Below are 12,684 nucleotides of genomic sequence, written 5' to 3'. Positions count from 1 at the left end.
TAAAATTTTTGCTGTTAAAATAATGGCTTAGATATTTATTTAATGTTGAATGGATGTTTTTAATGTGACGTTTTAAGTGGTTTGTTGTGCAAAATATAACAAGCATTAAAAAGCCCTTACTAATTACTTAGCAAAGGCTTTTTATAATTAAGAACTTAGAGTTTAGCGCCTAGCGCATCGTTACAAATTCTTCAGAACCTGTTGGGTGAATCGCAACAACGGCATCAAAATCAGCTTTAGTTGCGCCCATTTTCATGGCGACTGCAAAACCTTGAATCATTTCATCAACCGCAAAACCAATCCCATGTAGGCCAACTACTTTTTCGTCTGGGCCGGCACATACAAGTTTCATTTTACAAGGCTGGCGATGTTTAGTTACCGCTGTGTACATAGCCGTAAAACCAGATTGATAAATTTTAACGTTTTCTTCGCCATACTGAGAAATAGCTTCTTGCTCAGTTAAACCAATAGTACCAATCGGTGGATGACTAAATACAACCGTAGGAACTAAGCTGTAATCCATTTTTAAATCATCTGGGAGTTCTTTATTAAATAAACGCTCAGATAAAGTACGCCCTGCTTTAACTGCTACCGGTGTAAGTTCAATACCGTTTTCGATTATATCGCCTACCGCGTATACATTTTTAGCTGTGGTATTTTGATACTCATCAACTTTTACAAAACCACTGCTGTTTACTTCTACGCCAGCTGCAGCAACGTTAATAGCATTGGTTGTTGGCTCGCGGCCAATAGCCCAAATAACTTGATCAACGTTGTGAGTTTTGCCGTTATCTAAATGAAGCGTTACTGAGCCATCGTCTTCTTTAACTAATTTATGGGGTACAGACTCTGTATGAAGAGTAGGGCCTTCAGCAGCCATAACATCAACAAGCGTATCTACAATGTACGGGTCAAAGTTACGAAGCGGAGAATGCTTACGAACAAATAAATGCGTCTCAGTACCTAAACCATGTAATACACCAGCAAGTTCTACAGCTATATAACCTGCGCCTATTACTGCAACGCGTTTAGGTTGCTCTTTTAATTCAAAAAAGCCATTAGAATCGATACCGTGCTCAGCACCTTCAATATGCGGAATGCTTGGGCGCCCGCCTACTGCAATTAATATGTGATCGGCTGTGTAATGCTCGCCGTTTACTTCAACTGTTTTATTATCTACAAATTTAGCAAAGCCTTTAATTACAGTAACGCCATTGCTAGCAAGACCACTGTCATAACCTTGATGAATTCGGCCTATGTAGGCTTCGCGGCTTTCTACTAACTTGCTCCAATCAAAGCCTTTAACTTCAACATTAAAGCCGTAATCTGGGGCGTATAAATTAATAGCTTCGGCAACCTGAGCACCGTGCCACATTACTTTTTTAGGTACGCAGCCTACGTTTACACACGTGCCGCCCATGTGTTTTGCTTCTATAAGTGCTACTTTAGCGCCACGCATTGCCGCTCTATTTGCAGAGGCAATACCACCACTGCCACCACCGATTGCAATATAATCAAAGTGTTGTGTCATTTTATGTCCTTAGGCGTTGAGTTTTATGCGCATTAGCATAACATTAAGTTTTAAAAATAAAGAGTGTTTAGGTGACCTATGTTTAGTAAAAAAACATTCGAATTTCTTGCTCAGCTTGATCAAAACAATAATAGAGACTGGTTTAACGACCATAAATCACAGTATGAGGAATACGTAAGAGAGCCTGCTTTAGATTTCATTAGGCAAATGCAAGCGCCACTTACTGAGGTTTCTAGCCATTTTGTCGCATCAGATAAAAAAGTGGGCGGTAGTTTAATGAGAATCCATAAGGATGCGCGTTTTAGTAAAGATAAAACCCCATATAAAATTAATGTAGGGATTCAGTTTCGCCATTTTATGGGAAAAAACGTACACGCCCCGGGTTTTTATTTTCACTTAGCAAATGACGAATGTTTTATAGGTGCTGGTATTTGGCGACCAGAATCAAAGGCGCTTAACGCAATTAGAACCTGCATAGATGAAAACCCAAATAGCTATAAAAAAGCAATTTATGATGAGCAATTTAAATCTATTTTTGAAATGTCAGGAGAGTCGCTAAAACGCCCACCAAGGGGTTTTGAAAAAGAGCACCCATTAATAAATGAGCTCAAGCGAAAAGACTTTATAGCTATTAGCCCTCTGACTCAAAAGCAAGTATGTAGCAATAATTTAGTTGATACGGTACTAGAGCGCTATAAAGTGGCTGACTCATTAATGGGTTATTTGTGTTTTGCTCTGGAGCAACCCTATTAAAATTACACAACTTAAAAGCAGTTGAGTTGTTTTTTTACTTTTAGACCCAATTTAAAACGTAATGCATTAACGCAAAGAGAGTATTTATGAGCAACCCACTAATTGGCCTTGAAGGCTTACCACCATTTTCAAAAATAAAGCCTGAGTATGTAGTGCCCGCACTAAAAGACGGTATTGAGCTTTGTCGTAAAGCCATTGATGACGTGTTAGCTAAAGGTTCGTACACGTGGGATGACTTAGTATTACCCCTTGAAGAAGCTGACGATAAATTATCGCGCATGTTTTCCCCTGTATCGCATTTAAATTCAGTAATGAATAACGACGAATTACGCGAAGCTTACGAGCAATGCTTACCGTTAATATCTGAATATTCAACATTTGTAGGTCAGCATCAAGGTTTATACAACGCGTATAATACGCTTTATAACAGCGACGAATTTAAAACGCTGACTACAGCACAGCAAAAAACAATTACTAATGCGCTGCGTGATTTTAAATTATCGGGTATTGCTTTAGCGCCAGAACAACAAAAACGCTATGGTGAAATAAGCGCACGTTTATCTGAGCTTGCCTCAAAATTTGGCAACAATGTAATGGATGCGACTTTAGCGTGGCACAAGCATATTACTGATGAGAGCGACTTAGCTGGCTTGCCAGAATCAGCTCTTGCACTTGCAGCCGATACCGCAAAAAGTAAAGAATTAGATGGCTGGTTATTTACACTCGATTTTCCATCATATTTACCAATAATGGCTTATGCAGATAACCGCGAACTACGCAGGGAAACCTACACTGCGTTTTCTACGCGCGCATCAGATCAAGGCCCTAACGCCGGTGAGTTTGATAACTCAGATATTATGAGAGAGGAGCTTGCGCTTCGTCATGAACTTGCACAGTTACTAGGATTCAACAGCTACGCTGAAAAGTCACTCGCGACTAAAATGGCAGAGTCACCAGAACAAGTATTCTCATTTTTAGAAGACCTAGCAGCTAAATCAAAACCACAAGCAGAGCAAGAAGTGGCCGAGCTAAAGGCGTATGCTGAGCAAAAACACGGTATTTCTGAATTAGAAGCATGGGATTTTGGTTACTACAGCGAAAAGCTTAAGCAAGAAAAGTATGCAATTTCAGACGAAGTACTACGTCCTTACTTCCCTGCAAATAAAGTATTAAGTGGATTATTCGAAACCGTTAATCGCTTATTTGGTATTAGCGTAAAAGAAGTTACTGATTTTGATACTTATCATAAAGATGTACGCTTTTTTGAAATTGTAGATAGTAGCAATACGCTTCGTGGACGCTTTTATCTAGATTTATATGCACGCGACCACAAACGTGGTGGTGCGTGGATGGATGACTGTATGGGTCGTAAAGTACGTGCTAACGGCGAACTACAAACTCCAGTGGCTTATTTAGTGTGTAACTTTAATAAGGCGGTTGGCGATAAACCGGCGCTGTTTACTCATGACGAAGTAACTACTTTATTTCATGAGTTTGGTCATGGTATTCACCACATGCTGACACAAGTTGATGCTGCTCCTGTTGCGGGTATTAATGGTGTTGCATGGGATGCGGTAGAGCTTCCTAGTCAGTTTTTAGAAAATTGGTGTTATGACGAAGAAGCCCTGAGCTTTATTTCAGGTCATTATGAAACGGGTGAGCCGTTACCTAAAGAGTTACTTGATAAGTTACTTGCTGCTAAAAACTATAACTCAGGCGTACAAATGCTACGTCAAATTGAGTTTTCGTTATTCGACTTTAAAATCCATAACGATTACAAAGTGGGTGAGCAATGCCAAATTCAAGCAGTACTAAACGATGTACGTAGCCGCACATCAATCGTTAAACCGCCTGAGTTTAACCGTTTTCAAAATGGTTTTAGTCATATTTTCGCCGGCGGTTATAGTGCAGGTTATTACTCGTATAAATGGGCTGAAGTACTTTCTGCAGATGCGTTTTCTAAATTTGAAGAAGAAGGTATTTTTAACGCCGAAACAGGGCAAGCCTTTATGCAAAACATTTTAGAAAAAGGCGGTAGCGAAGAGCCAATGGAATTATTTAAAAAGTTTCGTGGTCGTGAGCCAAATGTCGACGCGTTACTACGTCATAGCGGTATTGCTGTTTAAAAATTAATATTTAGCACAAACCAAATTAAAGCGCCTTAATGGCGCTTTTTTATTATTTTAAAATTATTATCTAATAATTTTTAGTAATTTCATCCTACCGTACTATGCTTTTAGCACACCTAATAAAATGGACTAAGGCATGGCAAAGTTGGTATTGGCAATTGATGACGACAAGTATGTTCATCATATAATTGAAGAGTCTTTAGCAGGGTTTTGTAAAATAATTCATGCAAAAGATGGCGATGAAGGATTAAGGCTAACCAATAAATACAACCCAGATATTATTTTACTCGATATTGAAATGCCAGGTATGTCAGGTTATGACGTATGTAAAACAATAAAGCAAAGTCAAAATACTCAAGATATTCCCGTTATGTTTCTCTCATCTAAAATAGAGCTAAGCGATCGGGTAAAAGGTTACAGCGTCGGCGCATCCGATTACATTACAAAACCTTTTAACGCAGAAGAGTTAATAGCGCGAATAAAGGTACTTTACGAATATAGGCAAAAATGCGCAAAACTTAAATTGGATATAGCAAAAGCGAATAAAACAGCTGAAATAGCAATGACAGAGTCGGGCGATATGGGGCGTATAATGCGCTACGTTGGACAAAGTTATCACGCTAATAACTTTCAATCGTTGAGTGAATACTTTTTTACTTTTTTTGCACCTTTAAATTTAGATGTTGTGGTTGTGTTTTGGTATCAAAGCAAAGGTATTTTTTACAGCCAGCAAAGTGGTGTTTGCCCGCTAGAGCAAGAGCTGCTAGAGCAGCATCGACATGCTCAACGATTTGTTGATATTGGTAGCAGTACTATTATTAATTATCCCAAAGTATCCCTTTTGATAAAAAATATGCCTGTTGATAACGATGCTTTGTACGGGCGCTACAAAGATCTTTTCCCGCATATATTAGAAGTGACCAACGAGAAGGTTGTTACCATGGAAAGAAGCGAAAGCAGTTATGAGCAGGCAGCTCAAATAAGTACAGCCCTTCAAGACATTGTTAAGCAGTTAACTACTCAAAATGTAGAGCAAAACAAAAGTACTAAAATATTTATAGAACAGCTACATGAACTTGACTGCGCCATTAAGCTACAACAAACACAAGCAAATCCCGCGGATCTCACTTTATATATATCCCAACTGGATCAAACGATGCAGTTATTTGTATCGGCTAATAGTGATTTAGCCTTTATCAAATATCAGCTTAAACAGGTTGCCGAAAGCCGCAATGAACTTATATCTAATTTACGTACTAAAGCGGAAGCAGTAAAGGTTAATACTAATCATCATAGTGATATAGAGCTATTTTAGTGCTTTAAAGTAAAGCGGTTGATATACTACAGGCGTATTTTATCGTCGGAGTTTATTGTGGTTATTCAGTGTGCTTTTAAAGAGTTACGCCCTTATTTAAATGAATTAGAAACACGCTTTGGTTTAGCCCAATGGGCGCAAAATTGCAGTGGCTTTAGCTTACATTACGACGATAAAGGGTTAAGCCTATTTAAAACCGACGAGCCTAAACTAGGTGCAATTAACGTTGATTTTGTAACCGGTGCTGCCGCCCATAGGCGTAAGTTTGGCGGTGGTAAAGGGCAAGCAATTGCCAAAGCGGTTGGCTTAAATAAAGGTGCAACGCCTGTTGTACTCGATGCTACCGCAGGCCTTGGGCGAGATGGTTTTGTACTTGCCTCGCTAGGGTGCAAAGTTATATTACATGAACGTCACCCGGTTGTAGCTGCACTTTTATACGATGGCTTAAAGCGAGCCTATAGCGATATTGAAATTGGTTTGTGGATGAAAGAAAATATGAGCCTAATATTTGGTTCAAGCCATACCCTACTATCGCAATGTGAAAGCATGCCCGATGTGGTTTATTTAGATCCCATGTTCCCGCACCGCGAAAAATCAGCATTAGTTAAAAAAGAAATGCGCGTATTCCAAGAACTTGTTGGTGCAGATACCGACGCTGACGATTTACTCGAATTCGCCTACCCACTCGCCAGTAAGCGCGTAGTAGTAAAACGCCCCGATTACGCCCCATTTTTAAATGACAAAACCCCAAGCATGCAGATCAAAACCAAAAAGAACCGTTTTGATGTCTATGTAAAGGCAGCAATGGTTTAAGCATCAAAACAAATCGGCGTTATATCCCGAGAACTGATCCATGTAAGAATTGTTATATTGGGCTAGATCTTAGGATCTAGCCTTTTGAATCTAGGATCTTATTGCACTTTCATGTTAGAATTTGCGCAATTTTTTGGCATAGCAAAGTAGCACAGTAATGATCTTAGATGATATTCGCATTGTTTTAGTTAACACGTCACATTCCGGCAATATTGGTTCGGCGGCTCGCGCCATGAAAACCATGGGTTTATCAAAACTTTATTTAGTTGATCCTGCTTGCGAAATAGACAGCCAAGCAAGTGCATTAGCTGCAGGCGCAACTGATGTTTTAGGCAATGCAGTTATTGTAGGTACCGTTGAAGAAGCTATCGCTGACTGTACATTAACGATTGGCACAAGTGCGCGTTCTCGTACGCTTTCGTGGCCAATGGTTGAACCACGTGAATGTGGTGAAAAACTCGTTGCTGAAGCGGTAAATGGCCCTGTAGCGCTAGTATTTGGTCGTGAAAACAGTGGGTTAACTAACGAAGAATTACAGCTTTGTAATTACCATGTATGTATTCCTGCTAATCCAGAATACAGCTCGCTTAATTTAGCAATGGCCGTACAAACACTTAGCTACGAAACGCGTATGGCATTTTTAAATCAACAACCTAAAAAGGTTGAAGAGGACGATGCTGTTTACCCAAGCTCAAAGCAAACAGAGCTGTTTTATGATCACCTTGAAGATACACTTTTCAAAACAGGTTTTATCATCAAACAACACCCTGGTTTAGTTATGACTAAATTACGCCGTTTGTTTAACCGAGCTCACCCTGAAGATGCCGAAATGAATATTTTACGCGGTATTCTCACCTCAATTAATAAGGCTATCCCTAAGTAACTTAGGTATAGCTATTAGTTATAAAAACCAATAGGTAAATAACTAGCTAATACTTGACTAAAATACTCAGGTAATTACAATAGCTGTAATACTTGACCAAAGAGGTCAAGTATTGAAAATTTGTTTACTCTACAATTTAAAAGTATGAGTTTCTAAATCAAATTTTTATCAAGTGATAATACTTGACTAATTTACTCTGGTAATTAAAATTTGCACTCTTTTGTGCAGGGGGCGTTATGAAGTTAACATCAAAAGGCAGATATGCCGTTACAGCTATGCTGGATGTTGCACTACACACAGGTGTAGGTCCTGTAGCCCTTGCTGATATTTCACAAAGACAAGAAATTTCTTTGTCTTACCTTGAACAATTATTTGCTCGTTTACGTAAAAATGGCCTAGTAAGTTCTGTTCGTGGACCTGGTGGTGGTTATTTACTAGGACGTGAAGCGAGCGTTATCTCTGTTGGCGATATTATTAGCGCCGTAGATGAATCGGTCGATGCAACACGTTGCCAAGGTGCCGATACCGGCTGTCAGAGTGGTATGCGCTGTTTAACACATAATTTGTGGTCAGACTTAAGCGCACGCATAGAAGAATTTTTGAATAATATTACCCTTGCTGAATTGGTGGAAAAATCAGATGTGAAAGAAATAGCATCGCGCCAAGATAACAGTATCAATAATGCAATTAAGCAGTTGGAAAACATTCAAGTAAGCTGTCAACTTTAAGGTTGACCTGCAGCGGAGAGAGAAATGAAGTTACCGATTTATTTAGATTACGCAGCGACCACGCCTGTTGACGAACGTGTTGCTAAAGAAATGATGCAATGCCTGACAATGGACGGTAAGTTTGGTAATCCTGCGTCACGCTCACACCGTTTTGGTTGGCAAGCAGAAGAAGCTGTTGACCAAGCGCGTACAGATATTGCTGATTTAATTAATGCAGACCCACGTGAAATTGTTTTCACATCGGGTGCAACAGAATCAAATAACCTTGCTATTAAAGGTGCAGCACAGTTTTACAAGAAAAAAGGTAAGCACGTTATTACCGCTAAAACTGAGCATAAAGCTGTAATCGACACATGTCGTGAGCTTGAGCGCCAAGGTTTTGAAGTAACTTACATGGACGTTGAAGAAAACGGCCTACTTGATTTACAAAAACTTGCCGACACAATGCGTGACGACACAGTACTTGTAAGCATCATGCACGTTAATAACGAGCTAGGTGTAATTCAAGATATCGCGACTATTGGCGAAATGTGTCGCGAACGTAAAATTATGTTCCACGTAGATGCAGCGCAAAGCGCGGGTAAAGTATTAATTGACGTGCAACAGCTTAAAGTTGATTTTATGTCGTTCTCTGCACATAAAGTGTATGGCCCTAAAGGTGTTGGCGCACTTTACGTTCGTCGTAAACCACGTGCTCGCCTTGAAGCGCAAATGCACGGTGGCGGACATGAACGCGGTATGCGTTCAGGTACACTAGCAACTCACCAATTAGTGGGTATGGGTACTGCGTTTAAAATCGCTAAGCAAGATTTCGAAAAAGATCACGCACACATCAGCGCCTTACGCAATCGTTTAATCGACGGCATTATGGCTGATATGGATGAAGTATACTTTAACGGCACACAAGACCAATCAGTACCTGGCATTGTAAACATCAGCTTTAACTTTGTTGAAGGTGAGTCGTTACTTATGGCAGTAAAAGACATTGCAGTATCGTCAGGTTCAGCCTGTACATCTGCAAGCTTAGAGCCTTCTTATGTATTACGTGCACTTGGCCGTAACGACGAATTAGCACATAGCTCAATTCGTTTTAGTATTGGTCGCTTTACTACCGAAGAAGAGATTGATTACACCGTCGAATTAATGAAAAACTCTATCGGTCGCCTACGTGAGATGTCTCCACTTTGGGAGATGCATCAAGAAGGTATTGATTTAGATTCAGTTGAATGGGCTCACCACTAATAGTGTGAGCACATACCCTAGCAGGTAATGAGGATAGAATAATGGCTTATAGTGATAAAGTAATCGACCACGTAGAAAACCCACGTAACGTAGGTACTCTAGATAAGAACGATCCGTCAGTGGCAACGGGTATGGTAGGCGCACCAGCATGTGGTGACGTAATGAAATTGCAAATTAAAGTATCTGCCACTGGCGTTATTGAAGATGCAAAATTCAAAACCTACGGTTGTGGTAGCGCAATTGCTTCATCTTCACTTGTAACAGAGTGGGTTAAAGGCAAAACGCTAGACGAAGCAGCGACAATCAAAAACACTGATATCAGTGCAGAGCTAGAATTACCACCAGTGAAAATTCACTGTTCAATTTTAGCCGAAGATGCAATTCAAGCAGCAATTGCAGACTACAAAAGCAAACAAGCGAAGTAAGAAGAGAAACTCATGGCAGTGACATTGACAGATGCGGCAGCAAACCGCGTAAAATCATTTTTAGCAAACCGCGGTAAAGGTTTAGGCCTGCGCGTTGGCATTAAAACGACGGGCTGTTCAGGTCTTGCTTATGTACTTGAGTTTGTTGACGATTTAAACGAAGACGATGAAACTTTTGCGGCTAAAGGTGTTACCTTAATTGTTGACGCTAAAAGCTTAGTTTACATCGACGGCACAGAGCTCGACTACACTAAAGAAGGCTTAAATGAAGGGTTTAAATTTAGAAACCCTAACCAAGCAGACGAGTGTGGTTGTGGCGAAAGCTTTACCGTTTAAGATTTAAATATCTTTGTAGTATAAATAAGCCCTGCCAGTTAATGTAGGGCTTTGTTATTTTTGAAATTAATTTCTGAATTTTATTGGTTGAAGTTATGCGCTATTTTGAGTTATTTGCAATACCAGTTGACTACAATATTGATTTAGTAACAGTTAACAAGCACTACTTGGAATTACAACGTACTGTACATCCAGATCGCCACGCGAATGCGAGCAGCCGCGATAAGTTAATGGCTGTGCAAAGCGCCGCCGAAATTAACGATGCGCTACAAATATTAAAGCACCCAGTAAAGCGTGCTGAATATATGTTGAGTGAGCTAGGTGTTGATATTCGTGCAGAGCAGCAAACCTTGCAAGATCCAATGTTTTTAATGCAGCAAATGGAACTTCGCGAAGAGCTTGAAGAGCTAACATCATCAAGCGATCCTGATACTGCGATTGCAAATTTTGAAAAACAAATTAAGCAACTAAACGCGCAGTACAGTGCACAACTTGCCGAGCAACTAGCGAGTAACGATGAGCAGCAATATCAACTTGCCGCAGATAATATTCGTAAACTGAAGTTTGTTTATAAGTTGCGTGACGAACTAGAGCGCATTGAAGACAGTTTATTTGACGATTAATTACTTGCTGCAAAGCGAGCAACACGAGTTTAAAGAGCATTATGGCATTATTGCAAATTGCTGAGCCGGGGCAGAGCGCGGCACCACACGAACATAAACTAGCTATTGGTATTGACCTTGGTACAACCAATTCATTAGTTGCAACAGTACAAAGTGGCGAAGCCCGCACGTTAACTGATGATCTTGGCGCGGCTATGTTACCGTCGGTTGTTCGTTATCAAGCAGGCGGTATTACTGTTGGCGCAGAGGCTGCACAAGCAGCAACGCAAGATCCTGCTAATACACTTATTTCGGTTAAGCGTTTTTTAGGCAAAACTCAGGCTGAAATAGAGCAAAGTTATGGCCAATTACCGTATGAGTTTTGTGAAGACAATGGTGCGCTAGCAATAGAAACTGCGGCTGGCAAAATCAGCCCAATTAAAGCATCAAGCCATATTTTAGCTGCATTAAGATCACGTGCTGAGCAAAGCTTTGGTAATCAAGAAATTTTAGGGGCTGTAATTACAGTGCCTGCGTACTTTGATGACGCGCAGCGCCAAAGTACTAAAGATGCCGCAGAACTTGCTGGTATTAACGTACTACGTTTATTAAATGAGCCAACAGCAGCAGCGGTTGCTTATGGTTTAGATTCTGGCCAAGAAGGTATTATTGCTGTTTACGACTTAGGCGGTGGTACATTTGATATATCAGTACTTAGATTACACCAGGGTGTGTTTGAAGTAATGGCAACTGGCGGCGACTCAAGCCTCGGTGGTGATGACTTTGACTCACTACTTGTTGATTACTTTAAGCAGCAAACGGGTGTGTCAGCGTTGTCACCTTCAGTTTTACGTTTATTCATCAATAAAGCAAAGGCCTGTAAAGAAGCATTAAGCCAATACGCTAAAGTAAACGTAGGTCTTGAGTTTGACGATCAAAAATACACAGTAGAAGTAACGCGCGAAACGCTTGACGAAATGGCTATGCCACTCGTTAAAAAAACGCTGCGTTCGTGTCGTCGTGCTGTAAAAGATGCTGGCATAGAAAACGACGAAGTACTGCAAGTTATTATGGTAGGCGGTTCAACCCGTATGCCACTGGTACGTAGCCAAGTACAAAGCTTTTTTGATAAAGAGCCACTGACTTCAATCGACCCCGATCGTGTTGTTGCACTAGGTGCTGCGCTTCAGGCTGATGTGTTAATTGGCAATAAGCCTGATTCTGATATGTTGTTACTTGATGTATTGCCGTTGTCGCTAGGCCTTGAAACTATGGGCGGTTTGGTTGAAAAAATCATTCCACGCAATACGACGATTCCGGTAGCACGCGCGCAAGAGTTTACAACGTTCAAAGATGGCCAAACAGCCATGTCATTACATGTGCTGCAAGGTGAGCGTGAGCTTGTTGATGATTGTCGATCGCTTGCTAAGTTTAGCTTAAAAGGCATTCCACCAATGGCGGCAGGCGCTGCGCATATTCGTGTAACCTTTAAGGTAGATGCAGATGGTTTATTAAGTGTATCTGCAATGGAAAAATCAACAGGCGTACAAGCTGAAATTCAAGTTAAGCCTTCGTTTGGTTTATCTGACGACCAAGTAGCTAACATGCTAAAAGAGTCAATGAGTAACGCGAAAGGCGACATGCAAGCACGTATGCTTAAAGAGCAACAAGTAGAAGCACTGCGTGTAATAGAAGCGCTTAATGCATCACTTGCAGCTGATGGTGCATTGCTTGATGATATGCAACTAGCTAACTTACGCACTGAAATTGCAGAACTGGTAAAAGTGCGCGAAAATGCACAAGAGCCTGGCGAAATTAAAGCAGCTATCGAAAAAGTCGATAATGCGAGTAGCGACTTTGCATCGCGCAGAATGGATGCATCAATTAAAAAGGCCCTTACAGGGCAGTCAGTAGACAACATTTAAGA

At 40.6% G+C, this 12,684-nt stretch carries 12 protein-coding genes; 11 read left to right on the top strand and 1 reads right to left on the bottom strand.

Annotated features, from left to right (window positions below):
* Positions 1-169: 169 nt before the first annotated feature.
* Entirely contained in the window at positions 170-1,531 is a 1,362-nt protein-coding gene (gene gorA, locus WNY79_RS08465) for a glutathione-disulfide reductase (RefSeq protein ID WP_342875646.1), read from the bottom strand.
* Between the two features lie 78 nt (positions 1,532-1,609).
* Between gorA and WNY79_RS08460 the strand changes: the two genes are divergently transcribed.
* The 11 genes from WNY79_RS08460 to hscA all read left to right on the top strand — a co-directional run bounded on the left by WNY79_RS08460 (position 1,610) and on the right by hscA (position 12,682).
* Entirely contained in the window at positions 1,610-2,284 is a 675-nt protein-coding gene (locus tag WNY79_RS08460; protein ID WP_076925402.1) for a DUF2461 domain-containing protein, read from the top strand.
* 86 nt (positions 2,285-2,370) lie between these two features.
* Positions 2,371-4,410, top strand: a complete 2,040-nt coding sequence (gene prlC, locus WNY79_RS08455; protein ID WP_165742886.1) for an oligopeptidase A — start codon at positions 2,371-2,373, stop codon at positions 4,408-4,410.
* A 139-nt stretch (positions 4,411-4,549) separates the two neighbouring features.
* Positions 4,550-5,728, top strand: coding sequence for a response regulator (locus tag WNY79_RS08450; protein ID WP_170072604.1), 1,179 nt, complete (start codon positions 4,550-4,552; stop codon positions 5,726-5,728).
* A gap of 57 nt (positions 5,729-5,785) precedes the next feature.
* Entirely contained in the window at positions 5,786-6,541 is a 756-nt protein-coding gene (locus tag WNY79_RS08445; protein ID WP_024598033.1) for a class I SAM-dependent methyltransferase, read from the top strand.
* Positions 6,542-6,698: 157 nt separating this feature from the next.
* Entirely contained in the window at positions 6,699-7,424 is a 726-nt protein-coding gene (gene trmJ, locus WNY79_RS08440; protein ID WP_024589846.1) for a tRNA (cytosine(32)/uridine(32)-2'-O)-methyltransferase TrmJ, read from the top strand.
* A 236-nt stretch (positions 7,425-7,660) separates the two neighbouring features.
* Complete coding sequence (gene iscR, locus WNY79_RS08435; protein ID WP_007586371.1) at positions 7,661-8,152, top strand: Fe-S cluster assembly transcriptional regulator IscR; 492 nt, start codon at positions 7,661-7,663, stop codon at positions 8,150-8,152.
* A 24-nt stretch (positions 8,153-8,176) separates the two neighbouring features.
* Complete coding sequence (locus WNY79_RS08430; RefSeq protein WP_002958425.1) at positions 8,177-9,394, top strand: IscS subfamily cysteine desulfurase; 1,218 nt, start codon at positions 8,177-8,179, stop codon at positions 9,392-9,394.
* A gap of 41 nt (positions 9,395-9,435) precedes the next feature.
* Positions 9,436-9,819: a Fe-S cluster assembly scaffold IscU gene (iscU, locus tag WNY79_RS08425; RefSeq protein WP_002958426.1), complete on the top strand. Its 384-nt coding sequence runs from the start codon at positions 9,436-9,438 to the stop codon at positions 9,817-9,819.
* 12 nt (positions 9,820-9,831) lie between these two features.
* Positions 9,832-10,155, top strand: a complete 324-nt coding sequence (iscA, locus tag WNY79_RS08420; RefSeq protein WP_342875645.1) for an iron-sulfur cluster assembly protein IscA — start codon at positions 9,832-9,834, stop codon at positions 10,153-10,155.
* Between the two features lie 95 nt (positions 10,156-10,250).
* Entirely contained in the window at positions 10,251-10,778 is a 528-nt protein-coding gene (hscB, locus tag WNY79_RS08415) for a co-chaperone HscB (protein WP_024598032.1), read from the top strand.
* Positions 10,779-10,819: 41 nt separating this feature from the next.
* Entirely contained in the window at positions 10,820-12,682 is a 1,863-nt protein-coding gene (gene hscA, locus WNY79_RS08410; protein ID WP_342875644.1) for a Fe-S protein assembly chaperone HscA, read from the top strand.
* The last annotated feature ends 2 nt before the right edge of the window (positions 12,683-12,684 follow it).

The organism is Pseudoalteromonas sp. AS84 (genome assembly GCF_038900255.1).
Classification (GTDB): domain Bacteria; phylum Pseudomonadota; class Gammaproteobacteria; order Enterobacterales; family Alteromonadaceae; genus Pseudoalteromonas.
The sequence above is the reverse complement of the archived record's forward strand: the minus strand, read 5'-3'. Positions and strand labels throughout refer to the sequence as shown.